The organism is Solitalea lacus (assembly GCF_022014595.1).
Lineage (GTDB): Bacteria > Bacteroidota > Bacteroidia > Sphingobacteriales > Sphingobacteriaceae > Solitalea > Solitalea lacus.
The window spans coordinates 2,283,922-2,309,975 of sequence record NZ_CP091740.1 but is presented as its reverse complement, the minus strand read 5'-3'; the positions used below and the strand labels follow the sequence as shown (position 1 = coordinate 2,309,975).

General features: G+C 35.2%; 21 protein-coding genes. 8 read left to right on the top strand and 13 right to left on the bottom strand.

Annotated elements, in window-relative coordinates; all coding sequences use genetic code 11:
• Nucleotides 1–42: 42 nt before the first annotated feature.
• The 5 genes from L2B55_RS09785 to L2B55_RS09765 all read right to left on the bottom strand — a co-directional run bounded on the left by L2B55_RS09785 (nucleotide 43) and on the right by L2B55_RS09765 (nucleotide 6,093).
• Entirely contained in the window at nucleotides 43–1,362 is a 1,320-nt protein-coding gene (locus L2B55_RS09785; RefSeq protein ID WP_237844508.1) for an MFS transporter, read from the bottom strand.
• A gap of 120 nt (nucleotides 1,363–1,482) precedes the next feature.
• Complete coding sequence (locus tag L2B55_RS09780) at nucleotides 1,483–2,196, bottom strand: head GIN domain-containing protein (protein ID WP_237844506.1); 714 nt, start codon at nucleotides 2,194–2,196, stop codon at nucleotides 1,483–1,485.
• A gap of 394 nt (nucleotides 2,197–2,590) precedes the next feature.
• Nucleotides 2,591–3,286, bottom strand: a complete 696-nt coding sequence (locus tag L2B55_RS09775; RefSeq protein WP_237844504.1) for a GIN domain-containing protein — start codon at nucleotides 3,284–3,286, stop codon at nucleotides 2,591–2,593.
• A gap of 271 nt (nucleotides 3,287–3,557) precedes the next feature.
• A complete protein-coding gene (locus L2B55_RS09770) occupies nucleotides 3,558–3,938 on the bottom strand; it encodes a GIN domain-containing protein (protein ID WP_237844502.1) in 381 nt (126 codons plus the stop codon).
• 247 nt (nucleotides 3,939–4,185) lie between these two features.
• A complete protein-coding gene (locus L2B55_RS09765; RefSeq protein WP_237844500.1) occupies nucleotides 4,186–6,093 on the bottom strand; it encodes a RecQ family ATP-dependent DNA helicase in 1,908 nt (635 codons plus the stop codon).
• A gap of 188 nt (nucleotides 6,094–6,281) precedes the next feature.
• Between L2B55_RS09765 and L2B55_RS09760 the strand changes: the two genes are divergently transcribed.
• On the top strand, nucleotides 6,282–7,145 hold the full coding sequence (locus L2B55_RS09760) for a fructosamine kinase family protein (protein ID WP_237844498.1): 864 nt from the start codon (nucleotides 6,282–6,284) through the stop codon (nucleotides 7,143–7,145).
• A gap of 116 nt (nucleotides 7,146–7,261) precedes the next feature.
• Complete coding sequence (locus L2B55_RS09755; protein ID WP_237844497.1) at nucleotides 7,262–9,439, top strand: bifunctional alpha,alpha-trehalose-phosphate synthase (UDP-forming)/trehalose-phosphatase; 2,178 nt, start codon at nucleotides 7,262–7,264, stop codon at nucleotides 9,437–9,439.
• 16 nt (nucleotides 9,440–9,455) lie between these two features.
• On the opposite strand, the gene L2B55_RS09750 is transcribed toward L2B55_RS09755, so the two are convergent.
• The 3 genes from L2B55_RS09750 to L2B55_RS09740 form a co-directional block, all read right to left on the bottom strand.
• Nucleotides 9,456–11,234 (bottom strand): glycoside hydrolase family 15 protein, encoded by a 1,779-nt coding sequence (locus L2B55_RS09750; protein ID WP_237844495.1) that lies wholly within the window; start codon nucleotides 11,232–11,234, stop codon nucleotides 9,456–9,458.
• 110 nt (nucleotides 11,235–11,344) lie between these two features.
• The gene (locus L2B55_RS09745) at nucleotides 11,345–12,574 is read right to left on the bottom strand and encodes an MDR family MFS transporter (protein WP_237844493.1); all 1,230 of its coding nucleotides are present in this window, start codon (nucleotides 12,572–12,574) and stop codon (nucleotides 11,345–11,347) included.
• Between the two features lie 118 nt (nucleotides 12,575–12,692).
• The gene (locus tag L2B55_RS09740; protein ID WP_237844491.1) at nucleotides 12,693–13,160 is read right to left on the bottom strand and encodes an Lrp/AsnC family transcriptional regulator; all 468 of its coding nucleotides are present in this window, start codon (nucleotides 13,158–13,160) and stop codon (nucleotides 12,693–12,695) included.
• A gap of 148 nt (nucleotides 13,161–13,308) precedes the next feature.
• Here L2B55_RS09740 and L2B55_RS09735 point away from each other — a divergent pair, with 148 nt between their 5' ends.
• A complete protein-coding gene (locus L2B55_RS09735) occupies nucleotides 13,309–14,466 on the top strand; it encodes a histidine decarboxylase (protein ID WP_237844489.1) in 1,158 nt (385 codons plus the stop codon).
• A 187-nt stretch (nucleotides 14,467–14,653) separates the two neighbouring features.
• Here L2B55_RS09735 and argS read toward each other — a convergent pair whose 3' ends face one another.
• On the bottom strand, nucleotides 14,654–16,420 hold the full coding sequence (argS, locus tag L2B55_RS09730; protein ID WP_237844487.1) for an arginine--tRNA ligase: 1,767 nt from the start codon (nucleotides 16,418–16,420) through the stop codon (nucleotides 14,654–14,656).
• A gap of 284 nt (nucleotides 16,421–16,704) precedes the next feature.
• Between argS and L2B55_RS09725 the strand changes: the two genes are divergently transcribed.
• The 5 genes from L2B55_RS09725 (at nucleotide 16,705) to L2B55_RS09705 (ending at nucleotide 22,784) form a co-directional block, all read left to right on the top strand.
• Nucleotides 16,705–18,162, top strand: a complete 1,458-nt coding sequence (locus tag L2B55_RS09725; RefSeq protein ID WP_237844485.1) for an arginine deiminase family protein — start codon at nucleotides 16,705–16,707, stop codon at nucleotides 18,160–18,162.
• A gap of 85 nt (nucleotides 18,163–18,247) precedes the next feature.
• Nucleotides 18,248–19,162 carry a citrulline utilization hydrolase CtlX gene (ctlX, locus tag L2B55_RS09720; protein WP_237844483.1) on the top strand — a complete coding sequence of 305 codons (915 nt, stop codon included), beginning with the start codon at nucleotides 18,248–18,250 and terminating at the stop codon, nucleotides 19,160–19,162.
• Nucleotides 19,163–19,364: 202 nt separating this feature from the next.
• Nucleotides 19,365–20,753, top strand: a complete 1,389-nt coding sequence (locus L2B55_RS09715; protein WP_237844481.1) for a type III PLP-dependent enzyme domain-containing protein — start codon at nucleotides 19,365–19,367, stop codon at nucleotides 20,751–20,753.
• Between the two features lie 160 nt (nucleotides 20,754–20,913).
• Nucleotides 20,914–21,369: a hypothetical protein gene (locus L2B55_RS09710; RefSeq protein WP_237844479.1), complete on the top strand. Its 456-nt coding sequence runs from the start codon at nucleotides 20,914–20,916 to the stop codon at nucleotides 21,367–21,369.
• 86 nt (nucleotides 21,370–21,455) lie between these two features.
• Nucleotides 21,456–22,784, top strand: a complete 1,329-nt coding sequence (locus tag L2B55_RS09705; protein ID WP_237844477.1) for an alpha-L-fucosidase — start codon at nucleotides 21,456–21,458, stop codon at nucleotides 22,782–22,784.
• 55 nt (nucleotides 22,785–22,839) lie between these two features.
• Here L2B55_RS09705 and L2B55_RS09700 read toward each other — a convergent pair whose 3' ends face one another.
• The 4 genes from L2B55_RS09700 to L2B55_RS09685 all read right to left on the bottom strand — a co-directional run bounded on the left by L2B55_RS09700 (nucleotide 22,840) and on the right by L2B55_RS09685 (nucleotide 26,003).
• Entirely contained in the window at nucleotides 22,840–23,559 is a 720-nt protein-coding gene (locus L2B55_RS09700; RefSeq protein WP_237844475.1) for an RluA family pseudouridine synthase, read from the bottom strand.
• An 85-nt stretch (nucleotides 23,560–23,644) separates the two neighbouring features.
• Complete coding sequence (locus L2B55_RS09695) at nucleotides 23,645–24,682, bottom strand: sensor histidine kinase (protein WP_237844473.1); 1,038 nt, start codon at nucleotides 24,680–24,682, stop codon at nucleotides 23,645–23,647.
• The gene (locus L2B55_RS09690) at nucleotides 24,679–25,365 is read right to left on the bottom strand and encodes a response regulator transcription factor (protein ID WP_237850284.1); all 687 of its coding nucleotides are present in this window, start codon (nucleotides 25,363–25,365) and stop codon (nucleotides 24,679–24,681) included. Before L2B55_RS09690 ends, L2B55_RS09695 begins: the two co-directional genes overlap by 4 nt.
• 101 nt (nucleotides 25,366–25,466) lie before the next feature.
• The gene (locus tag L2B55_RS09685) at nucleotides 25,467–26,003 is read right to left on the bottom strand and encodes a TlpA family protein disulfide reductase (RefSeq protein WP_237844471.1); all 537 of its coding nucleotides are present in this window, start codon (nucleotides 26,001–26,003) and stop codon (nucleotides 25,467–25,469) included.
• Nucleotides 26,004–26,054: the final 51 nt, after the last annotated feature.

The following is a 26,054-nucleotide window of genomic DNA, read 5'->3' as shown; positions in this document are numbered from 1 at the left end:
TTACTTTGAACAATAATTTTTAATCGGAGAGGGTAATTAAACTTAATTCATTGAGGATCTTACTGCTTTTGAAATTGCTTGCAAGACAGGCACTTTTACTAAGCGGGTCAACAAAAATAATCCAACGATAAATATCATGGTGAAAAATAATACCGATCCACGCATACTACCTGTAAGAACTTCTATATAACCATACAAAAATGTTCCAATAACTAAAGAAACTTTTTCAGTTACATCATAAAAACTAAAGTATGAGGTAGTGTCAATCGTTTCAGGCAAAAGCTTTGAATAAGTTGAACGAGACAATGCCTGAATTCCTCCCATAACCAAGCCCACAAAAATGGCTAAAAGCATAAACTGAGTGGCAGTTTGTATAAAATAAGCCATTGATCCAATGCCTATCCAAACAATTACAGCCAAAATTAACGTTTGAATATTCCCAAATTGAGCGGATAACCATGAGAATAAATATGAACCACCAACGGCAACCAACTGGATTATAAAAATAGTCGCAATAAGTTGTGAATCTTGCATTTTAAGCTCTTTGGTTCCGAATAACGTGGCAACATACATAATTGATTGTACGCTCATGTTATAGAAGAAAAATGCCAATAAAAACTTTTGCAAACGAGGCAAATGCTTTAATTCATTCCACACTTTTTTTAATTCCCTATAACCATTAAAAAGTTTGTTTTTAGTAACTTTTTCTGTGTTAGGGGATTTAGGCATATGAGCAAAAGTAATTTGTGCAAACCCAGCCCACCAAAGTCCGACCATTAAAAACGATAGTCGTGCCGGAAAATCACCAGAAGGAATATGAAACACATCAGGAAACTGAATCATTGCCAGATTAATTACCAAGAGCAGTACGCTTCCTATGTATCCGTAAGAGTATCCCTTTGCAGAGACTGCATCCTGTTCATGAGGCAAAGCAATTTCCGGCAAATAAGCATTATAAAAGACAATGCTACCCGCATAGCCAACACATGCAAGAATGCTACAAATAATACCTAATTCAATCGTATTACGATCAAAGAAAAACAGTCCAACACATGCTAATGAGCCCAAATAACAGAAGAATTTCATGAAACTTTTCTTACTTCCACTATAATCTGCAATACCTGAAAGTAGCGGGCTTACTAATGCAACAATTAAAAAAGCAAAGGATATGGAATAGGAATAAAGAGCTGTATTTACAAAATCGATCCCAAAAAATTGAATAGTATCATTACCATTGTGGGTAGTAACAGCATTGTAATATACCGGAAAAATTGCCGAAGTAATTGTTAATGAATAAACTGAATTGGCCCAGTCATACATTGCCCAGGCTCTAATCGTTTTCTTGTTTGATTTAGTCAACATAATGTTTGACTAAAGTAATAATATTTAAAAAATATACAGCAGTTATATTAAAAAAGCAGTCGATAATCTTCCAATTTTGTTAGTATAATGATAATTATAGACTGCTTTTTCTATTTCAATTTATTCTGCTTTCTCAACTGAAGACGCTCCCTGAGCTTGCTTATTGATTTTAGCTGGATTGCCTTTATAACGCACTTTACTTGCTCCGCTTGCCGAAACATTTAATTCAGAAAGTACATTTACTTCTGTATCACCTGCGCCACTAATATCTATTGTACATTTATTTGTAATCAGGCTAAATGCTCTTATTTTAGCAGCCCCTGAGATAGCAATATTACAATCAGCTGTTTGTCCTTTAAATTCGATTTTACCAGCCCCACTTATTTTCGCATCAATTGATTTTGTATTAACATTTAATATAGAGTTTGTCGCTCCTGAAGATTTAAAATTAAGATGATCAACTGTAAATTGATTCATCATTTTAACGTCTACAGCGCCAGACACCTCAACGTTTGTCAATTCCTTTAAATGGATTTTCACAATTACTTTATCATTTATGCAGAAATTCTTGTCGTTATAAACGCTGAGCCGGTCACCGCTTACAGTTGTTTTTATGTATTCCTGTATGTTATCATCTGCAATAACTTCAACCTTTTGCATGGAATCTTGTGTGAGTTCAACAGTGTAAGCACCACTTAATTCAAGTTCATTAAAATGGGTTAACAACCTATTGTTAATTATAACATTACCAGAGCCTTTAACACAAGGCCCCTTACAGGCTGATAGAAAAAAGACAAATGCAAAGAATAAAACGGTAGTAATTCTCAATTTCATATTCTAAATAGTGTTGTATTATATTAAGGTGTAAGACGAAGGTAATTCTTTAAAAGTTACAATTCTAAACCTATTAAATGCTTTTTATTATTTAAAAGATAACCTTTATTAAAAAACATATTTTTAAATATCCTGGATTGAAATTCTATTTACCAATTAAAAACATAAAAAATCAACTAAATCACTCTCTGCATGAATTGGCTTATTACCACTTTGTTCGCTTTAGCTACGGCTCCTACTGAATGATGGGCCTGTAGTACTGATTGAACGAGTTTCAATTTAAACTCAAGTGAATACTTTGTTTGCTTGTTCATAAAAATGCCCCCAATAAGTGTCTAACTTTTTGGGGGCATTCTATAATTCAACAACCCTTTCTTTATTAAGCACATTTATTTTAATACAGATATTGATTAGTTGAAATTGAAACGCTATTACCGGCAAAAACGATTTTAGATGCTGTGTTATTAATATAATTAAATTGTTCTTTAACAATGGCTTTAAAACTACAAATACCATTAATTTCAGCATTGTAGTTATTCACTATAAAGGACGACCCATCCACACAAGCGCTTCTATCAGTTCTGATATCATGAGAATTTGCCCAACCTTTTACATTCAGACTTGAACAATCCATTAAATGCGAAGATAATTCAAACACAGCTAAACTTAAGTTTGCCACACTTGCACCTTCAAGTTTAATCGACAAGCTTAATGCTGAAAAAGTTGTTAACGATTCAATTTGAGCATTATCTGTTAAGCTTATATCGCTAAGATCTTTTGCAAAAACTAAAACTGAAGGTGTTTCGGCTGTGGGGTCAACTAATGATTTGATAACCAATTCACCATTCTTTAGTGCAAAACTTACCTTTTGAGCTTTGAATTCTTCTTTTGATAAAATGGTAATTTGATCCTTCTCTGCATTGGTAATTACTACCCGGACATTACCTTGTACTTTTAGCTTTGAGAATTGTTTTAATTGTTGTGTGGTTTTAGAAGGTTTAACACAATTGTCTGCCATGGCATTACCTGCCCAGAAAAAGGTCATTGAAGTCACACAGGAAATGATAAATAATTTAGAGAGCGTTTTCATTGTTTTAGCGTTTTTTATGATTTTAAGTTTCAGACGTTAAATAGTTTTATCAGGTTACAGTTTGTTTTTTTATCACCTATAAACCAGTTATTTACCGACCCAAAATTGTTTAAAATATGATAACCTAAACAGCGTAATTATACCTAAAGTTGATCTCATACAAGGGAGTATTATTACGTTTAAGTAGGAGTAGTTTTGAAACTATTATTAAAAAAATGCCGTTAGAAGCAGCATTCCCAACGGCACCCGAGCATTTCATTTAGAGATGCGATTAGTTTTTAACTACCTTAACATCTCCGTAGGTACTGATGTTATGAATATCTTTTAATGTAATCCAAAGTGTAATTTTTTTCTTATTAACTCCATTGGTAAAAACATTCAATTCATTATCTACAATGAATGACTGCACCATACCATTTAACTCCTCAGGAGCATCAACTACTACCTTTTGCTCGTCACCTTGAGTCAAGATTACTTTAAAATTGCCACTCACTTTGACTATTTCAAAAGGAGCAACGTTCATATCTCTTTTAATTGCAGTTACTTCTTTCTTTTCTTTTTTAGACTTGATTTCGTCATTTAAAACTGTAAATGACATTAAGTTCATCGATAAAAGTACAACTGCTACAGCCGCACCTAGTTGTTTGATCATTTTTTTCATAATTTTCAGGTTAACGTGTTATAAGTCGATTATTTATTTTTTGTTTATGACTCAAATTGATAACCCAAAGTTGCAGATGAAACTGGGCAAAATTGTAACAATAGCAGTAACATGCTAACTACTTTGCTGTAAAAACGGGGCTACGGAGAAATAGAAAAATTACAGAGAGTTAAGATTTTTTAACATTTGGGAAAGATGCTATTAACAAAAATACTGTAATATGAAAAACAATCAGATACTAATAAAGTAGGGTCAAAACACCATTATCCTCCATATAAAGTGTGCCTTCATCTATTAGCAACCTTATATAATCTGTTAAGTTATCTTCAGAGATAGAATTAAATTGGGAACGAATAGCTGAAAACTGAACAGGACCAGCAGAAAGAATGGCAACAATCGAGTTACGAAACAACTCTAAATCAATCTCTTTTGTCTCCAGTTTTTTACGAACAATACAAATATCACACACACCACATTCACTAACCTCACTTTCATTAAAATATTTCCTTATAAAAACACTCCTACAAACAGACGTTTCTTCGGCATAATTCAACATTTGTTGAAGCTTATCCAAGAGATTCTCTTTCCGCTCCTCAATATAAACTTTATTAATGAACATTGTTTTAGCATCAGCACGGGGAGTGAGAAAAGTAACTCTGGGCCAATCGGATTGTGGCAGATAATGTATAATGCCCAATTCATCCAGCTTTTTCAAAAGTTGAACATAGGTGGAGTAGTCTGTATTGGTACGATAAGCCAATAATTTTTCATCTATTGGAACATACCCATCAAACAAACCACCATAAGAACGCAGAATAATTTTTAAAGGAATATCAAACTTAGCATTAGCTATTTGAAACTTATACAATTCTTCATTACTAATTAAAAAACGAATACGAGAAGGAAGAGAAACGCTTTCAGAAAAATTCAGGTATCCTTCTTTCTCCAAAAACTTTAAACAATTTAAAACATTTAAAGCCTTTAAGTTAAATCGAGAGCAAAACTCATTAACATTTAAATCATAACTTAAAAATTCTCCGGCACCAATTGCCAACTGAAAGTAATTACCTAAAGCCTGATAAGTCGCTCTTATATCTTCTGCTTCAGGAAAAGCAGCTAATTGCTTTTCAATCATTTCATTTTTATCAGCATTACAATACAGTAAAACTGCAAATGCTTTTTTTTCGTCACGACCTGCCCTTCCTGCTTCCTGGTAGTAAGACTCAATGCTATCTGACGGCTCAAAATGAATCACAAACCGGACATCAGGTTTATCGATACCCATCCCAAAAGCATTGGTAGCTACCATTACCCTAACCTTATTATTAATCCATGCTTGTTGTTTTTTAAACCTTTCGTTTGTAGGAACTCCAGCATGATAAAACTCAGCACTTACCTTATTCATCCAAAGAAACCGAGCAAGTTCTTGTGTTTCCCGTCGGTTACGAACATAAACGATTCCACTTCCAGGTACCTTTCTAACAATCTCAAGTAGTTTTTCGTGCTTATTTTCCGCATTTCTAACCACGTATGTCAAGTTCTTACGCTCAAAACTCCTTGTAAATACTTTTGAGTTCTTAAACAGGAGTTTCTCCTGGATATCTTGTTTTACTTTCTCTGTTGCTGTTGCCGTAAGTGCTAAAAACGGTTTACCTGGCAATAACTCCCTTAAACTGGCTATTGTTAAGTATGAAGGTCGAAAATCATAACCCCATTGCGAAATGCAGTGCGCTTCGTCAATAGCCACAAAGTTTACTTTCATTTTTCTTAACCGAACTTTCACAATTTCGGTTGATAAGCGCTCGGGAGAGAGATAAAGGAACTTAACATCGCCATAAATGCAATTATCAAGTGCTATATCAATTTCACGATAACTCATACCCGAAAATATAGCAACAGCTTTTATATCTCTTTTTTTCAGGTTTTCAACCTGATCTTTCATTAAAGCAATTAACGGAGTAACCACAATACAAACGCCTTCTTGCAATAATGCAGGAACTTGAAAACAAATAGATTTCCCACCACCGGTCGGCAAAAGTGCCAATGTATCAATACCATTCAAAATGGAATTAATAATCTCCTCTTGTAACGGTCTAAATGATAAGTGGCCCCAATAATGTTTTAATATTTCGTGGATGGTTTGCATTATGGCAACAATCTTTCTATTGACGATGAAAATACTGTTTAATCGTACTCAGTCCAACACTGAAAATTTCTTTGGTGTGCATTATACTGATAATATGAAACATAAATAATTCTGGTTTTTATATTGAAATACGAAAAGATTGGTTTCCAGATGCCTATGATACATAGGTATTTTTTATATTTAATAAAATGAAAAACACACTTCAACAAGCAGCAAGTCAGGCACTACATGAAGAAATACAGTTAATTAATATACATCCTGTCAATGGAGGTTCAATTAATAGTGCCGCTAAATTAATAACTAGCAACGGAATCTATTTTATAAAATGGAATGACGCGTCTGAGCACTTATTATTTGAAGCTGAAGCATTCGGATTAAAACTTTTGAAAAAAAACATCCCAGAATTAATTCCTGAATTAATTGGTTGGGGTGTGATAGATTATACTGTTTTTTTGATGCTAGAATGGATAGAACCTATTTCGCAACTTTCAAATTACTGGAAAGACTTTGCAGAAAAGCTATCAAAACTACACCGTTCATCAAATTCATTCTTTGGTCTCGATCATAATAATTTCATTGGTAGTTTACCACAGTTTAATAATGCCACTAATTCATGGGTTGATTTTTTCATAACCAACAGATTACAGACACAAACAGAATTGGCTTTCAATAATAACCTTCTGAATAACAATCATCTAAAATTAATTTATAACTTATATAGTAAACTTTACAACTTACTTCCAGAGGAACCTCCTGCTTTAGTGCACGGTGACTTATGGAATGGAAATGTATTATGTGGTAGCAATGGCTTGGCTAGAATTTTTGATCCATCGGTTTATTACGGTAATAGAGAAGTAGATTTAGCCATGACCACTTTATTTGGAGGATTTGATCCTGAATTTTATTCAGCTTACAATGAATACTATCCTTTACAACCTGATTATACCGAGCGCTTTCCAATTTACAACCTGTATCCATTATTGGTGCATTTGAACCTTTTTGGAAACAGTTATTTAAGTCCAATTGAGGAAATTTTAAAAAGATATGCCTAAACAACAAACGCAACAACGTAATTTTAATCAAATTTTCGAGTTATAAATATATCAAATCAACCTGATCAAGTATTCCTTGCATTTAACAATACCCTAACCTTTTAGAAATTAAGCTTATGAGCAATATCAAAACCATTATTGTCTCGAACCGTTTACCCATTAAAATTAGCATATCAGGGAATCAAATTAACTACCAAAGTAGTGAAGGTGGACTTGCCACAGGACTGGGAAGCATTTTTAAAAACGGCGACAATCTTTGGATTGGGTGGCCGGGAGCTTTTATTTCTTGTGAAGGTCAACAAGCCGAAGTGACTCAAAATTTGGCCGAACGAAATCTTATACCAATTTTTTTAAGTCAGGATGAGATTAACATGTATTATGAAGGGTTTTCTAATGAAACTTTATGGCCATTATTTCATTATTTCCCTTCTTATGCAACTTACAGTGAAGAAAATTGGGAAACATACAAAGCTGTAAATCAAAAATTTGCCAATACAATCATAAGTAATAGTAACCCAGACGATAAAATTTGGATTCATGATTATCAGTTAATGCTGGTACCGCAAATGGTGAGAACGAAGCTCCCAAAGGCAAAAATTGGTTTCTTTCTCCATATCCCTTTTCCTTCATTCGAAGTGTTCCGATTGTTACCATGGAGGGAAGAACTATTGCTTGGCGTATTAGGAGCAGACCTAATCGGGTTTCATACCTTTGACGATTCTAACTATTTCATTAATTCTTGCCAACGCGTTTTAGGAATAACTAGCATAAATAATCAAATATTACTTAATGATAAGCCAATTATTGTTGATGCGTTTCCGATCAGTATTGACTTTCAAAAATACCATAACCTTGCCTGTGACCCCTTACAAAAAAACCACGAGGAAAATATTGCAAAAAGAAAGGGAGCAGCCAAGCTTATGCTTTCTGTTGACAGACTGGATTACAGCAAAGGACTTATAAACCGATTAAAGGCTTTTGATATACTGCTTGATAAATTCTCTGAATACCTTGGTAAAGTGGTGTTTGTGCAACTTGTTGTTCCATCAAGAGATACAGTAAAACAATATAGTGAATTAAAAGAAGAGGTTGACAGATTGGTAAGCAATATCAATGCTAAATATGGAACCTTATCATGGCAACCTATTCAATACTTTTATCGGTCTTTTACAATTGATTTACTATCTGCATTATACAAAAATGCTGACATTGCCCTTGTTACTCCCATGCGTGATGGAATGAATTTGGTAAGCAAAGAATACGTTGCCAGCAAAATTGATGAAACAGGTGTACTTATTTTAAGTGAAATGGCTGGTGCCTCCCGAGAATTAAACGATGCGCTAATCATCAACCCTAATGATTTAGAACAATATGTAAATGCACTAGTAGAGGCTTTGGAGATGCCGAAAGAAGAACAAATTCGGCGAATGAGGGCTATGCGAGAAATCGTTTCAAAATTTAACATTCAACATTGGGTTAAAGTATTTATGCAAAGGCTGGATGATGTGAAGTATATTCAACTGAAACTTTCTGTTCGTGAAATCTCTCCAGTTATTAAGGACATGATTAAGGAGCGTTATTTAAATCAAGAAAAACGCCTTTTATTTTTAGATTATGACGGAACATTAGTTGACTTTCACAACAACCCACTTTTAGCTTGGCCCGATGCTGATTTATTTGAGCTGTTACAAAAGCTTATTAATGACCGCAAAAATACGGTTGTATTAATTAGCGGTAGAAAACATGAAACATTAGAGGAATGGTTTGGTCATCTGAACCTGAATATTGTTGCCGAGCATGGAGCATGGATTAAAAGAAAGGGAAAAAACTGGCAGCACCATGAGATTGAAACAAATTGGAAATCTGACGCTTACTCCATTATGCATACTTTTGACGAACGTACCCCCCGTTCATTTATTGAAGAAAAGAGTTATTCAATTGCTTGGCATTACAGAAATGTTGAGAACGACCTGGGAGAATTAAGAGCAAAAGAATTGGTCGAAAACTTAAAATATTTAACCGGTGATAAAGGGTTGCAGATTATGCAAGGCAACAAAGTTATTGAAGTAAAAAGTACTGAAGTAAATAAAGGAAAAGCAGCTAAGAAATGGATAGATCATCATCATTATGATTTTATTCTAGCCGTAGGTGACGATTATACAGATGAAGACACATTTAAAGCTATGCCTAAGCACGCTATCACAATTAAAGTAGGTGGCACAAGCTCCGAGGCTAGTTTTTACCTCCACTCTCCTACCAGTGTCAGAGAGCTCTTAAAGTCACTTTGCAGCTAAATGCTATAAAAACCAATTACAAAAAGTCGGGTTTATCAACTTTTCGTGAAATACGATAGGCTGCATTCATTAGTCCTACATGACTATATGCTTGTGGAAAGTTACCCCATTGACTACCGTCACTAGAAAGTACATCTTCGCTTAGTAATCCCAAATGATTGGTATATTTTAACAAACTTTCAAATTGCTGAACGGCCTCTTCAATCCTATTTACACATGCTAAAGCCTCAACATGCCAAAATGCAGTGATTAAAAAAGTAGTTTCAGGTACCCCAAAATCATCTTTATGCTTATACCTGTAAAATAGACCTCCCGGAGCTTTCAATTCCTTTTCGAGCTCCATTAAATGTTTCTTAGCTTTATCACTTTTGGGGTCTAGATAATTCATCACGATCAATTGCAATGTACTGGCATCCAAATGTGATACTCCTTCTGCCTGAGTATAAACTTGGCGAACAGGATCATAACACGCTTCAATATGCTTTTGGGCTCGCTCGGCTAGGGTAATAGCTATCTTTTCAAGGTGGAAGCTTTTAATATGCCTGGCAATTTTTATTGCTGCCTGACAACCAGCCCACTGAAACAGATTAGTGTAAGTATGACGTTGGGTCAAATGCCTAAACTCCCAAATACCAGCATCCTTCTCGTCTATAGTATTTTCAATCTTTCGTAATAAATATTCTAACCATCGTGCTGAGTCATGTCTTTCAGCATAAGTAAATCGCTTGTCTGTATAAAGAGGTAATAACGAAAGCAACATTTGTCCGTACGCATCATTTTGAATATGTTCTGAAGCCTGGTTACCTATACGAACAGGCTTATTACCCAAATACCCTTTAAGATCCACTTCTCGCTCAGTTAAATTGGCATCACCGGTTATGCTGAACAATGGCTGATAACGTCCTTTCTCATTCTCCGAAATATTAGCCAGATAATGAAAATAACGTTCCATCTCTTCAAAGTGCCCAATATTGTTAAATGCCTGCAAAATGTAATATGCATCCCTAAGCCAGCAGAAGCGATAGTCCCATGTCCGTCCACTTTTATGGTACTCCGGCAAACTGGTAGTACTGGCTGCAATTACAGCTCCGGTATCTTCGTACTGATGAATTTTCAGTGCTAATGAGGATCGGATTACTGACCCTTGATACATATTCCCAATACCAGTATTTTTTATCCATTGTTGCCAATACACTGTTGTACGACGCAAAAAATCCTCAACTGTACTTTCCAATGGTGCTTCCATTGGCCGACCATAAGTAAGAACAAGGTATTTTATTTCGTTTAAGGCCGAATATCTTCCTTCAAGTATATGACTTAACGGAAAATTGGTAGTCAGTCGAATAGGATTTTCTAACCCATAATATTGCAAATGATTACTACCGCTATAAACTTCGAGTTCTTTGTCTCCGTAATCTTTTGTTGGTCGACAAGTTACCTTCACCCTTGGATTGCCAGATAAGACCTGAACTTTACGAATCAAAATTAATGGACGATAATATCTTTCATATTGATAAAATCTGGGAGCAAAGTCTGTGATTCTATATATACCTTCCGTACATTCTACTTCAGTGCACAAAACATTGGTGTTTTCAATATAAAACTGTCGTGAGGTAAATGGGCCTTCTGGTAGAATGGTAAATGAGCCTCCTTTATCCTTATCAAGTAAACTTCCAAAAACAAAGCTACTATCGAACCTAGGCCAGCAAAGCCAAGATATATCTGTGTTAATGTTTACATGTGCAATAAATGCGCAATTACCGACAATACCTGATTGATAGGTGTGTTTCTGCATAAACAAGAACTTTTAGATAGAACAAAAGCATTTTAATAGTGAAAACGCTTTTGTATTAAGTTAAAGTATATTTAGCAGAAAACAGAGGAGAAAATTAAATAATGATTTTGCTAAACCGTTATCTTACTTGTGGAAATAGTTTTCTGGTTGAGCCAATAAAACCCGGAAAAAGTTAATATGCAGATACCTCCTACTGCATACCAAAGCACATTAAATCCATAAGTTTGAACCACACGGGAACCAAATGTTGGAGCAATTACTTGTGCTATGGAATAAGCGATAGTATATAAGGCAGCATACTGCCCCCTGTTATTATCAGCACTTCGATTAATCCAATAGCTATTCATAAATGGCATGGAAAGCATTTCACCAAAAGTAATCAGCAAAATAGAAAGTACTACTAGTTGTGGAGAAGGCCCAAAAAGATTAAACACAACAAAGGAAAGACCTGTAAACAAAACGCCTTTTGAGATATAATATAATGGATGATTTTTCCCTTCCAGTTTGAATACAAGAACCATTTCAACAAAAGCGATAACTAATCCATTAAGACCCATTACTAATCCAATTTGCCACTCATCTAACAGCACTACTTCTTTATAGTATACTGGCAGAATACTAAACATTTGAAAGAAACAAATAGCATTCAGAGCAACAAGAAAAATAAAGAACAGGTAATGTTTATCCTTATAAGCTGATTGATTAACATTCTTTTCTGGCTTCTCACTTTTTACATTATCTATTTTTTCAGTTTTAACGGGAGGCAAAAACGATTTGAGTAGCAATGCCGCTGCTATACAAGTAAAACCATCAACCCAAAACAAAAGGTTATAATCTATACTTGCCAATAAACCACCAACTGCGGGGCCAATTGCCCACCCTAAATTAACAGCAAGTCTATTTAGGGAATAAGAACGGGTCCGTTTTTCAGGCTCACTATAATAAACAACTGCGGCTGCATTAGCCGGCCTAAATGCCTCTCCAATAACACTTAAAACAAAAAAGCAAGCACCAATTGCCCATATTGATTGCATTTGTCCGAGGACAAAAAACATAAATCCATTCAAAAACAAACTCCAGAATTGTAACCTCGAAAATCCGAATTTGTCTGTCAGCTGTCCTCCGAAATAAGCCCCTATAATGGCTCCAGCACCAAAGCAAGCCATTACCATGCCGGCTTGTTCAATTGAGTAATGAAGATTTTGGGTAAGGTAAACCGTCATAAAAGGCAACACCATAGTTCCTGCGCGGTTTATAAGCATTACTAAAGCTAGTAACCATGTTGAGCGCGACAAGCCTCCATAGGCGTTTTTGTAAAGAGTTAAAATTGACGATGCCATACTTCAGGTTAGTATAGCGAATATGCTTATTTAAGTTTTAGGATAGGAATAAAAAGTCGTAAGGTATGAAGAATATTACAAGAAAATATTTGAAGCAAAAATGCGCTAACGGCAATTCTCACACTATTTCCAAAGCGGTTTCATGCTTAATTTCCTTTAAAACAAAACTACTTTGCAGATTGGCAATATTGGGAATTTTAGACAAGCGTGTAAGAACAAACGCATGATAATCATTCACATCACGCACAGCAATTTTCAATAAATAATCGTGGTTTCCTGCTAAACACAATACCTCAAGCACCTCTTTAAATTGTACAATTGCATCCTCAAAACTAATCAACGTTTCCATGGATTGTTGTTTTAACGTAACTGTACACAACACCAAAAGTTGCTTACCAACTTTTTCACGGTTAATCAGAGCCACGTACTTTTCTATATAGCCTTCTCGTTTTAACCGATTAATACGCTCATAGGTGGGAGATGAACTTAAACCTATAGCTGAAGAAACATCCTTTACGCTTAATGATCCGTCCTTTTGCAGGAGGTTAAGTATTTTAATATCCAATACATCCAGCTTTTCTGTCATCAGTTTTCCTGTTTAAAGTTGAAATATGCCAAAATTCAGAAAAATATATTAGACCCCAACACAAAATCGGGAATTATCCCCAAATTTATAAATTATCAAACAAAATATTTCACTATCATCTAATTTTGCAGAAAATTAACCTTTATTGATGATGTATAGTTTAAACACTGAAGATGCTACACAATTGCAAAATTACATGCAGAAAGCTGTAGAGCGTTCAAAGTATTTTTTAGGGTATCCAATTGCTACAGACTTTGATTATTCAGAGCTATTTCCATTGTTGGATTTGCCATTGAATAATGTTGGTGATCCTATGGTTGAATCAACTTATGACTTAAACTCTCGCTCATTAGAAAAAGAGGTATTACAGTTCTTTGCAGATTTGTTTAATGCCCCCAAGGATAATTGGTGGGGATATGTTACAAACGGTGGATCGGAAGGCAATTTATATGGATTATATGTTGCGCGCGAACTGTACCCTAACGGCATAGTATACTATTCAGAATCAACTCATTATAGCGTTCAGAAAAACATTCAATTGTTAAACCTGAGAAGTATTGTAATCCGAACGCAAGAAAACGGAGAGATTGATTATGATGATCTGAAACAAATGGTTCAAATGCATCGTGATCAGCCTGTAATTATGCTTGCCAATATTGGTACAACCATGACAGAAGCAAAGGATGATTTAAGTAAAATACAGCAGATTTTAAGAGGCTTGGCGATTAAAAGCCATTATATTCATTGCGATGCAGCTCTTGCAGGAACTTACAGTGCGTTACTTGAGTTAAAACCAGGTTTCGACTTTTCATACGGAGCAGACAGTATTGCAATAAGTGGACATAAATTCATTGGCTCACCTATTCCTTGTGGTTTAGTATTAGTTAAGAAAAACTATAAAGAACGTATTGGTCGCTCAATTCCGTACATAGGCACAGTTGATACTACCATTACCGGTAGCCGCAATGGTCATAGTCCAATTTTCTTATGGTATGCTATCAAGAAAATAGGAAAAAACGGTTTAAAACAACGTGCTTTGGAGAGTTCAGCAATGGCAAATTACACCATTGAACAAATGAGAGCAATGGGTGTAAAAGCTTGGCGCAATCCGGATGCTCTTACGGTTGTTTTTCCTCAACCCTCAAATGCTTTACGTCAAAAATGGCAAATAGCTACCGAAAACGGACAAAGCCATATTATTTGTATGCCGGGCGTACAAAAAGACAGAATTGATGCTTTTTTAGCGGATTTAAAAGCCGAGGTAAATGCATTTAAAGTTTCTGAAGAAATTCTAGAAACGGTTTAATTCTACCAATATTTAAATCTCCATATACGCAAGTAGTCGGTTGCTGATAACTCAGCAGCCGATTTTTATTGTAGGGCAGTTATTAACAATCAAAGCCTTTTAAGATAACAGGGTAAAAGTAAAAGAGCCCAGATTTAGAATTATCAATATTCTAAATCTGGGCTCTTCACACTTATATTACCCTAATTTACATACGCTCTGGAACCTCGATTCCTAACAAGTTAGAACCTCGTTTTAACACATCACCGGTTAAAGCCGATAAAGCCAAACGGAATTTTTTAACTTGTTCATCTTCATTTTTCAGAATTGGGTTATCATGATAAAATTTGTTATATCCTTTTGCCACTTCATATAAATAATTCGCCAAAGATGCTGGATTATATGTTTCAGCTGCATCATTAATAACAGACGGGAATTTATCTAACTGCTGGATTAATTCACGTTCATCTTTATTAATTACACTTGGTAAGGTACCCTCAAAACCAAATTGTTCACTTTTACGAATTACAGATTTGATACGAGCATAAGAATATTGAATAAAAGGCCCAGTATGGCCTTGAAAATCAATTGATTCATTCGGATCGAACATAATTCGTTTCTTAGGATCAACCTTTAGCAAATGATATTTTAATGCTCCCAAACCAATCTTTCGAAAAAGCTCAGTTTTCTCATCTTCAGTAAAATCTTCAACTTTACCTAGCTCCTCTGTGTGCTGACGAGCTGTGTCCATCATCTCCTGAATCAAATCATCCGCATCAACAACAGTTCCTTCACGTGATTTCATTTTACCGCTTGGAAGGTCAACCATTCCGTACGAAAGATGGAACAACCCTTTTGCCCAACTTTTACCAAGTTTCTCCAAAATGAGGAACAAAACCTTGAAGTGATAATCTTGTTCATTACCAACCACATACACTGATTTATCCATATGAAAATCATTGTATTTCAATTCTGCTGTTCCTAAATCTTGTGTCATATAAACCGAAGTCCCATCTGAACGCAAAACAAGCTTTTCATCCAAACCATCGGCAGTTAAATCAATCCATACAGAGCTATCTGGCTTGCGAAAGAAAACACCTTTAGCCAATCCTTCTTCAATAAGATCTTTTCCTAACAAATAAGTATTCGACTCGTAATAATATTTATCGAAGTCAACTCCCAAGTTTTTATAGGTTACATCAAAACCGGCATACACCCAACTGTTCATCATCTTCCACAAATCTATAACTGCAGAATCTCCCTCTTCCCATTGCTTTAACATTTGTTGTGCTTCAAGCATTAAAGGAGCTTTTTTCTTTGCCTCATCTTCAGCCAGTCCTTGAAGCTTTAGTTCATCAACCTCTTTTTTATATTCTTTATCAAAAATCACATAGTATTTACCAACCAAATGATCTCCTTTCAGACCACTTGTTTCAGGAGTTTCTCCATTGCCAAACTTTTGCCATGCCAACATCGATTTGCAAATATGAATCCCTCTGTCATTCACCAAATTCGCCTTAACTATTTCATAACCGGCAGCACCAATAATTTGTGCTACTGAATAACCCAATAAGTTATTACGAACATGACCTAAGTGTAATGGCTTGTTGGTATTAGGTGACGAGTATTCAACCATTACTTTTTTTCCATTGGCAGCAGAAAAACCAAAGTTTGCAGTTTTAGAACTATCAGCGTAACGATTAATCCAGAAGTTATCGTCAATAACAATATTTAAAAAGCCTTTAATCACATTAAAATCAGCAATTTCAGCAACGTTTTGCTTTAAATATTCACCAATTTCCTGAGCTGTAACATCAGGTGATTTTTTTGAAAGTCGCGTAAACGGAAACACCACCAATGTTACATCACCTGCAAACTCTTTGCGGGTTTCTTGTAATGTTATATCTGAAGAAGTAATACTTTGATTGTAGAGTGTTTGAACCGCATCAACGGTTTTCTGAATAATAAATTCCATGCGCCAAAATTATCAAATCCGTTTGAATTACGATATGGTGATTACTATTCATTTTTAAATTCAACGGATGTGGTACAAACACAGTATCGATTAAAGTTTTTAAAAAATTTTGCCATTATTTTTTCTATTAGGGATTTCGATATTAAAACATAGTTTAAATGATTTAAACTCATAAAATGAACCGAAAGTCAATGCAATTTAATTTAGCAATTGGCCCTGAGGCTATCAAAATGGCTTTTTTATATCATTTTTTGATATAGCTTTGCATATCAAAAACCCTTTTTATGATTTCAAATAATGTAGAAAATAGTATAAATGTAACATCCGAAATTGGCACATTGCGCCGTTTACTAATCCACAGCCCCGACAGTGGATTAGGTAAAGTTGTACCCTCAAAAGCTCAAGATTGGTTATTCGAAGATATTGTGCACTTAGAGACAATCCGTAAAAAGGAGTACGACTATTATGTTAAAATCTTACTTTATTTTCTAGATCCACAAAAAATCAAGGGTAAATTAGCCCAAATTAATGCAGAATCATCAAACCGTAATTTCTTTAAACCTGAAAAGCCAGAGTTCCATAACTCTGACAAAGTAATAGAGCTTCAGGTTTTACTTACCGACATTCTGGAAATTAATGATATTAAACTCAAAATTGTAGCCTCTGTTTGTGCATTAGAAAACTGTACTTACGATCTACAAAATGAATTGATGGATCTATCTGAGGTTGATTTGGCCAAAACACTAATTTCAGGTTCCATGGACGAAGACCGAATGATTTTCGCTCCTATCCCTAACTTCATCTTTACTCGTGATATAGGTATTACCATCAATAATTATATTTTACTTAACAAGGCGGCCAAACAAGCACGCGCTCGAGAATCCGTACTGTCAAAATACATCTTCTTCCACCATCCAATTTTCGCTGATTATAGAGATAATATTATAGAAATACCAGAACATTTTCACCATTTCTTGTTACCGAATGAAGAAAATCAGGATCGGAAAATAACACTTGAAGGTGGTGATGTTATGGTGGTAAGCAAAGACCATTTGGTAATAGGTTGCAGTGAAAGAACCTCACTTTATGCCTGTAATCAGGTAGTAAAAACTTTATTTAAAAAGGAAGTTGTTAAAAAGGTTACGGTTGTAAAAATCCCTAAAAAACGTGATTTCATGCACATTGATACTGTTTTCACGCAGGTTAAACGAAATGTATGGGTGATGTTGGGAACTTTAGGGCGAAAATCGGATGCTATTAACGTTCGAATGACTGAAATAATTGAGGAAATGAAAGACATCCGTAAGGAAGATAAAACTCAAATTATGCAGTTTAAAATTGAAAATCCATTAGAGCCTACTTATTTTGAGTACCTTGAGGATTTGCTGGATGATATTAGCCGAAATGATTTAGGAAGCACTGAAGAAACCAAATTTATCTACTCAGGTAACAATAAATTTCCATATGATGCTCGCGAACAATGGACAGATTCATGTAACTTAGTATGTATAAAAGAAGGAGTGGTTTTAGGCTATGATCGTAACGATAAAACCGTTGAAGCCTTTAAAGAAAACGGATTTGAGACTATACATGCTCATGATTTGGTTGAAAAGCTAGAAAACGGAGAGATTGACACTGAAACTATTGCCGATACCATTATTTTAATGCCTTCTGCCGAACTTTCTCGTGCTCGTGGCGGTTTTCACTGTATGAGTATGCCAATTTTAAGAGACAACGTATAAACTATTAAATTATGAATGGTGGTAAATGGCTTTCCTTTTGTTGGCCCTTCATAATTTAAAATTCATCATCCTTAATTTAAACAAAATGCAAACTACCAATCACATATTAATGATTCGTCCTGTTCGTTTCGGTTTTAATGCTGAAACGGCTGTAAATAATTCTTTTCAAAATCCTCACGCTCAAGCTGCCAATACTCAGGAACAAGCACAACAGGAATTCGATAATTTCGTTCATGTTTTGGAGGAAAACGGAGTAGATGTAACCGTAGTTGAAGATACCGATACACCGCATACCCCAGATTCAATTTTCCCGAATAATTGGATTTCGTTTCATAATGATGGAAACATCTGTTTATATCCTATGCAAGCTGAAAACCGTCGTTTAGAGCGCAGGAAAGACATTCCTGAACTGTTGAAACTAAAGGGTTTCGAAGTCAACAACATAATCGACTTTAGTGACTACGAAAAACAGGAAAAATTTTTAGAAGGAACCGGCAGTATGGTACTTGACCGAATTGATCGAGTTGCCTACGCCTGTCTGTCACCACGCACGGATATGACTGTTCTGGAGGAGTTTTGCAAAAAGATGGATTATGAATTCATTGCGTTTGATGCAGTTGACAAAGCCGGAAAAGCAATTTATCATACCAATGTGATGATGTGTATTGGAACTGATTATGCCGTAATCTGCCTTGATTCAATTCCGAACGCAGATGAACGTGAAACAGTTGCTAATTCATTAAATGCCTCAGGCAAAGAGATTATTGAAATCACCCTGGAGCAAATGAATGAATTTGCGGGTAATATGCTTGAGTTAAAAAATAACAAAGGAGAAAGTTTACTGGTAATGTCGGAGCAAGCTTACAAATCCTTAGCAACTTCGCAGGTCGAAAAACTTAGTGAACATAGTAAGATAATTTATGCTCCAATTTATACAATTGAAGCTAATGGAGGAGGCAGTGCAAGATGCATGATTGCCGAAGTGCATTTACCGCTCTAAAATCACTAAAAAATCAGTCAGTTTGAGAGAAATTACCTTTTTCTATTTTAAGCCATTAACTAACTGACAAACAGATAGTTGCAAAATTGAATCTGCAATAAAAAAGTCAGTCTTTTTTGAAATTGTACCAAAGTAAAAAAAAACTGACTTTTGCTTAATTTTTTTACTCCAAAAATTACATTTTTGCAAAAAATTATAATAGATGCAGAGCTACCAGGAATTTCTTGACTTAAGCGTGGGTTTTCCACAAGATGGTTTTGATATTATCGATGATGAATTATTCTTTCATGATATCAACCTAATGGAATTAATTGAAACTTATGGCACGCCACTACGCTTCACTTATGTCCCTCTAATTTCTAAGAAAATTCAACAGGCCAAATTGTTATTTCAAAAGGCAATAATCAACAATAATTACAGAGGCCAATACATTTATTGTTACTGTACCAAAAGTTCTCATTTTAGGCATGTAGTTGAAGAGGCCCTTAAGAATGATATCCACCTCGAAACTTCTTCGGCATTCGATATGCCTATGATTGATTCATTGGAAAAAAGAGGCATTGTTAACAAAAACGTTTATGTAATTTGTAACGGTTACAAAACCACTCAATATAAACAATACATTGTTGACATGATTCATGATGGATTTAAAAACATCATGCCAGTTCTAGATAATAAAGAAGAATTTTTCTTTTACGACGATGAGTTGGAAGAAGAATGTAACTTAGGTATACGCATTGCATCGGAAGAACAACCTGATTCACAATTCTACACTAGTCGTTTAGGGATCCGTGCTGAGGATGTGATTGATTTTTATCACCAGCGTGTTGAAAAGAATCCAAATTTCAACATCAAAATGCTGCACTTCTTTATCAACTCTGGTATTCAAGATTCTCCGTATTACTGGAACGAGTTAGAGAAGCACGTAACCTTATACTGTAAATTCAAGAAAATTAATCCTTCCTTGACTATGCTTGATATTGGAGGAGGGTTTCCGTTTAAAGATTCATTGGTATTTGATTTTGACTATGAATACATGACCAATGAAATCATCAAGCGTATTAAAGAGATTTGTGCTGAACACGAAGTTGAAGTACCTGACATCGTTACCGAATTCGGTAAATATACTGTTGCTGAAGCCTCTGGTATTATTTACAAGGTTTTGGGCCGTAAACAGCAAAACGATCGTGAAAAATGGTTAATGTTAGACGGAAGTTTCATTACCAACCTACCTGATGTTTGGGCACTCAACCAAAAATACATCTTATTACCAATTAATAACTGGGACGCAGAATATGAACGAGTAAACCTTGGTGGTATTACCTGTGATGGTCAGGATTACTACAACCAGGAAGCTCATATGAACTCAGTTTATATGCCTAAAACACGTAAAGTTCAGTATTTGGGCTTTTTCCATACCGGAGCGTATCAGGAAGTATTAAGTGGCTATGGTGGTATTCATCATTGCTTAATGCCTACTCCAAAGCATATTTTGATTCGTAGAAACCGTGATGAAACGTTTAACTATGAGGTATTTGGAGAGGAACAAAACTCTAAACAAGTTTTAAAACTATTAGGATATGTACAGTAGATAGCTAATTGCTACTCAAAATACTTATAGTTAGCGCCCGATAATTATCGGGCGTTTTTATTATCAAGAAGCACATTTTAATATTTAGAAAAAGAATAAATCATCTTTTTTTCATAATTCATCTTTATCTTTCGCCCAACCAAATTAAGCAACCAAACAAATGAATAAAATTATTCTTATTGCCGTTAGTGGTATTTTTTTAAGTGCTTGTACAGAAACGGTTTATGTTGAATCTCATAAAAAACATGGCCCTCCACCCCATGCCAAAGCTTGGGGTCATAAAAAGAAGTATAGAGACTATTACTATTACTACCCAGGTGCTAATGTTTATTTCGATATTTCTTTTGGAAAGTATGTTTACCTAAGCGGTGGAAGTTGGATTAGAGTAAGCTCACTTCCTTCATCAATCGTAATTTCTAACTCTGAACGTGTAAGAATTGATTATACGGAAGATGATGTATATCGCTATAATTCTGATCACCGTTCAAAATACAAATCAATTCCTCCGGGTCAAGCTAAGAAGATGAGTTACAGTGAGGGGAATGGAAATGGAAATGGTAATGGCAACGGTAATGGTAATGGAAAAGGTAAGGGAAAAGGTAAAGGCAAAAATTAGATAACGTTCTAACGCAGTACCGATTTTGGTTCAATGATAAAAAATGCGCATTTTCAATGCGTAATTTTAAACCTAAATATTTAATCATGAAAAAATCGGTACTGTTTATTTTATTATTACTTTCCTTTTCTACCTTAAAAGCACAAACAGACTACCACCCTACTCCAGAGAATATCAAAGCACGTCAATGGTTTGAACAGGCTCGCTTTGGCATGTTTATTCATTGGGGAGCTTCGAGTGTTCTTGGTGATGGTGAATGGGTAATGAATAATCGAAATATTAAAGTTGAAGATTATAAGCGATTGATAAAGTTTTTCAACCCTGTTGATTTTAATGCGGCGAAATGGGTAAGCACTGCAAAATCAGCTGGGATGAAATACATCACCATAATTACCCGCCATCATGATAGCTTCAGCAATTGGGATACTCAACAATCAGACTGGAAAATCACCAATACCCCATATGGTAAAGATGTTTTAAAACAATTAGCCGACGAATGCCATAAACAAGGAGTTAAACTTTGCTTTTATTATTCAATTTTAGACTGGTTCCGCGACGATTATCAATATGAAACCGGTAGAACTGGAAAAGGTACCGGAAGAACAAAAAAAGAAGATTGGAATAATTATATCAACTTTATGAAAGCTCAGCTTACTGAGCTGCTTACCAATTATGGGGAAGTGACCACTATATGGTTTGACGGACATTGGGATCAACTTGACAATGACAAGGATAAAGCCCAAAAATCTAAAGTTGACTGGCATTACGATGAAATTTATAGTTTAATTCATAAGCTACAACCTCAATGTCTTGTGGGAAACAACCATCATTTGAGTCCTTTGCCCGGAGAGGATTTCCAGATGTTTGAGCGTGATCTACCTGGCGAAAATAAAGCGGGATTGAGCGGTCAATCCGTATCAAGATTACCATTAGAAACTTGTGAAACTCTAAACGGTAGCTGGGGATTCAACATCACCGATAAAAAGTACAAATCAACAAAAGAGATTGTCCACCTTTTGGTGCGTGCTGCTGGTTACGGATCTAACTTATTGCTTAATATAGGTCCAATGCCAAATGGCGAAATTCAACCCGAATTTATTGATCGTTTACAACAAACAGGTAATTGGTTGAACACCTATGGTGAAACCGTCTATAACACATCAGGAGGGTTTGTAAAGCCACAAGAATGGGGTGCAGTAACCCAAAATGGATCTAAAACATATATCCATTTATTAAACCCTAAAGAAGATCATATTGCTTTAACTTTACCTGATAAAGTAAAAAAAGTTTATTGGTTTGATAATAAGCAACCAATAAAGTACAAGAAAGAAAAGTCAGGCTCGATAACGTTTGATATAACTCAAAGAAATCAAGAGAGCATAGATAATATTATTGTGATGGAAATGGCGAAATAATAGCTACAAAAAAGTCCCGCAAGTTGCGGGACTTTTTTATTTAATTTCGTTGATATTAACTGTCAAACTTATCAAGCAGCTTTAAAAAAGTCGCGAAATCTTTTGGGTAATCAGCGCTAATTGTGGTTTCCTCTCCATTTAATAACTTAAAAGTAACTTCTCGAGCATGCAAGGCAAATCGTCGAATTAAAGGCTGCTCTTCTTCATTTTTCGACAATCGATATCCTTTTTTAAAGGTTGACAAAAACGGATATTTTCCTCCATACATTTCATCGGCAACAATTGATGCTCTTTGCGTTGCCAGGTGAATCCGGATTTGATGCATTCTGCCTGTTTTTGGCTGGCACTCAACCAGAGTAAAATGCTTGTAAAATTTAATGGAATTAAATATGGTTTCTGCACGTTTGCCCTCGTACTTATCAATTATCACATTACCTTTTCCGAAGTTGGCGATAGGTAAATCCACCATTTTCTCTTCAAAATTATGAGTGCCATCAATTACTGCATGGTATATTTTTTTTATCTGCCTATGCTCAAACTGCATTGAAATTGATCGATAAGCTTCAGGAGTTTTGGCAAAAATTAACGCACCGGATGTTTCTTTGTCTAACCTATGACAAATTTGAGCATCTTCCCAATAACTCTTGGCTAAACGCAACATATTGGGTTCGTTTCCTGAACGTTCATCAACAGAAGCAATAAATGGTGGTTTATTCACCACAATTACTTCATCATTTTCAAAAAGTATAAGGTCTTTAAAAGAAGGTAATTTCATGAAATAATCTGTCGCTCGTATATAAAGTCGACAAAAATACAAAAAAGTAGAGTGTGAATGCTTAATAATGCACAGATAATGCCTATTAACCTTTTCTCAAAGTAAACCCAAATGTTGTTCCTACGCCAATACTGCTTCTAACATTAATGGTTTGGTTATGTGCCTCAATAATATGTTTAACAATAGCTAAGCCTAAACCTGTTCCACCTTCAGCTCTTGATCGACTCCTATCAACACGGTAAAAACGCTCAAACAAACGAGGCAAGTGTTCCGGTGGAACTCCTATCCCATCGTCAGTTATTTCAACCAAAATGTTCTCGTCCATATCATAAAGTCCTACAATCGTATGCCCATTAGGATTTCCATACTTTATAGAGTTAGAGATAAGGTTCACCAAAACCTGTCTGATACGCGACTTGTCGGCCTCAACAATAAACGGCACATCTGTACCGGCTTTAAAACCGAATGAAATACCCTTATCATTGGCCATAAATTCCATTGAATCAAAAACATCCTTTACTAAATCATAAATATCGAATGTCTCCATTTCCATAGTCAGATAGCCTGATTCTAACTGAGAAATCGATTCAAGATCTTCCACCAAAGCCGCCAACCTATCTGTACTCCTACCTGCCTTGGTTAAAAAGTGTAAATTAACATCCGGGTCATCAAGTGCGCCATCAAGTAACGTATTGATATAACCTTGAATGTTAAAAATGGGTGTTTTCAGCTCATGCGAAACATTTCCTAGAAACTCTTTCCTAAACATTTCGTTTTTACGCAGCTGCTCAATTTCCACGGTTTGATCTTGTGCCCATTTTATAACATCCTGAGTCACTTCTGAAATAGGGTTTTCTGATCCTCCAAATAAAGGGGGAAAATCAGGGTCTGCTTTACCTGTTTTTAGGTGATGAATGCTCTTATAAATAAGTTTTATTTTTCTGTAGATGAAAAATTCCAGAGCATACAGTGTTAAAACAAAAGAAAAACCAAAGTTTAGCGCAACTTCTAAAACAACCTCCCAAATTGAGGACTTAAATAAAATTGATACCAGCCCTACAGCACAGGTTAAAATAGTAGCAGTTAAAAAAGCAATTACACGAGGTGTAGGGTTTTTTATCATAATTCAAATTTGTATCCAACCCCTTTTACGGTTGAAACATAGTCATCTCCTAACTTTTCTCTTAATTTTCTAATGTGTACATCAATAGTGCGGTTAGTAACAACTACTGAGTCTTCCCAAATGTTTTTAAGAATGATTTCTCGTGTATAAACTTTACCAGGTTTTGAAGCTAATAAATAAAGCAGTTCAAATTCCTTTTTAGCCAATATAACTTTTTTACCTTGCTGATAAACAACGAAAGCTTCACGATCAATAACCAGATCACCTATTTCAAGTTTATTTTCATAGTTATCATCGCTATACACATTGCGGCGTAAAATCGCATTGATACGGCTAATTAAGGCTCTTGGCTTAATTGGTTTGGCAATATAATCATCAGCGCCAACATTAAAACCGGCTATTTCTGAATACTCTTCACTCCTTGCGGTTAAAAACACCATGAATGTATTTTTAAACTCCGGCATACTGCGCATTAAACGACAAGCTTCAATGCCATCCATTTTAGGCATCATTATATCCAAAATGATCAAATCAGGCTGTACTTTCTTGGCAACTGTTACTGCTTCCTGACCATTATTAGCTAAGAATACTTGATAACCCTCTTTTTTTAAATTGTATTCTATTAACTCTAAAATATCCGGCTCGTCGTCAACAATTAGAATTTTTTGTTTTGGTGTTGTCATATCTGAATTTTCCATAAAAGTAAATTGCTAATTGAACGAATTTGTTAATCCTATATTAAGAATTTGTTAAGAAGTAAAAAAGAGTTAATATCAGTTAATAATTAATTGAACAATTTCTTTAAAAAACCCTCCAATTCAGCCCCATGAAGATTTTTGGCAATAATTTTCCCTTCCTTATCCAAAATAAAGTTGGTCGGAATGGATTCCACTCCATAGCTATCTAAAGGTTCTGAATCCCATTTTTTAAGATCAGAAACATGAACCCACTGCATTTGGTTATCCGTAACAGCCGATTGCCAACGTTCCTTATTCCTATCAAGCGAAACACCGTAAATTTCAAATCCTTTATGCTTGTAAGTACCGTATAGCTTTGTCAATTCTGGCACTTCGGCCATACAAGGAGAACACCAGGAAGCCCAAAAATCAACCATTACATATTTTCCCTGCAATGATGACAATGCCACAGGCTCACCTGTTATCGATGGCAATGAAATTTCAGGAGCCATAAATCCTTCTGCATTACCTATAGGCATTCCATTTTTTGCAACAGTAACTTTTACTGATTCTTGTTTCTTACCCGAATTGCATGAAACAACAAACAAGGCACAAACTGCCAAAATGAAAACTTTAAACTTCATAATTCAAAAATAAAAAGACTTTCTAAGCTTTACCACTTAAAAAGTCTTTAT

Coding starts and splice junctions, on each gene's coding strand:
- L2B55_RS09750 (WP_237844495.1), bottom strand. CDS start 11,234: ATGCAGAAACACACCTATCAATCAGGTATTGTCGGTAATTGCGCATTT.
- L2B55_RS09765 (WP_237844500.1), bottom strand. CDS start 6,093: ATGCAAACCATCCACGAAATATTAAAACATTATTGGGGCCACTTATCA.
- L2B55_RS09715 (WP_237844481.1), top strand. CDS start 19,365: ATGCAGAGCTACCAGGAATTTCTTGACTTAAGCGTGGGTTTTCCACAA.
- L2B55_RS09755 (WP_237844497.1), top strand. CDS start 7,262: ATGAGCAATATCAAAACCATTATTGTCTCGAACCGTTTACCCATTAAA.
- L2B55_RS09760 (WP_237844498.1), top strand. CDS start 6,282: ATGAAAAACACACTTCAACAAGCAGCAAGTCAGGCACTACATGAAGAA.
- L2B55_RS09775 (WP_237844504.1), bottom strand. CDS start 3,286: ATGAAAACGCTCTCTAAATTATTTATCATTTCCTGTGTGACTTCAATG.
- L2B55_RS09785 (WP_237844508.1), bottom strand. CDS start 1,362: ATGTTGACTAAATCAAACAAGAAAACGATTAGAGCCTGGGCAATGTAT.
- L2B55_RS09725 (WP_237844485.1), top strand. CDS start 16,705: ATGATTTCAAATAATGTAGAAAATAGTATAAATGTAACATCCGAAATT.
- L2B55_RS09740 (WP_237844491.1), bottom strand. CDS start 13,160: ATGACAGAAAAGCTGGATGTATTGGATATTAAAATACTTAACCTCCTG.
- L2B55_RS09780 (WP_237844506.1), bottom strand. CDS start 2,196: ATGAAATTGAGAATTACTACCGTTTTATTCTTTGCATTTGTCTTTTTT.
- ctlX (WP_237844483.1), top strand. CDS start 18,248: ATGCAAACTACCAATCACATATTAATGATTCGTCCTGTTCGTTTCGGT.
- L2B55_RS09700 (WP_237844475.1), bottom strand. CDS start 23,559: ATGAAATTACCTTCTTTTAAAGACCTTATACTTTTTGAAAATGATGAA.
- L2B55_RS09690 (WP_237850284.1), bottom strand. CDS start 25,365: ATGACAACACCAAAACAAAAAATTCTAATTGTTGACGACGAGCCGGAT.
- L2B55_RS09745 (WP_237844493.1), bottom strand. CDS start 12,574: ATGGCATCGTCAATTTTAACTCTTTACAAAAACGCCTATGGAGGCTTG.
- L2B55_RS09770 (WP_237844502.1), bottom strand. CDS start 3,938: ATGATCAAACAACTAGGTGCGGCTGTAGCAGTTGTACTTTTATCGATG.
- L2B55_RS09735 (WP_237844489.1), top strand. CDS start 13,309: ATGATGTATAGTTTAAACACTGAAGATGCTACACAATTGCAAAATTAC.
- L2B55_RS09705 (WP_237844477.1), top strand. CDS start 21,456: ATGAAAAAATCGGTACTGTTTATTTTATTATTACTTTCCTTTTCTACC.
- argS (WP_237844487.1), bottom strand. CDS start 16,420: ATGGAATTTATTATTCAGAAAACCGTTGATGCGGTTCAAACACTCTAC.
- L2B55_RS09685 (WP_237844471.1), bottom strand. CDS start 26,003: ATGAAGTTTAAAGTTTTCATTTTGGCAGTTTGTGCCTTGTTTGTTGTT.
- L2B55_RS09710 (WP_237844479.1), top strand. CDS start 20,914: ATGAATAAAATTATTCTTATTGCCGTTAGTGGTATTTTTTTAAGTGCT.
- L2B55_RS09695 (WP_237844473.1), bottom strand. CDS start 24,682: ATGATAAAAAACCCTACACCTCGTGTAATTGCTTTTTTAACTGCTACT.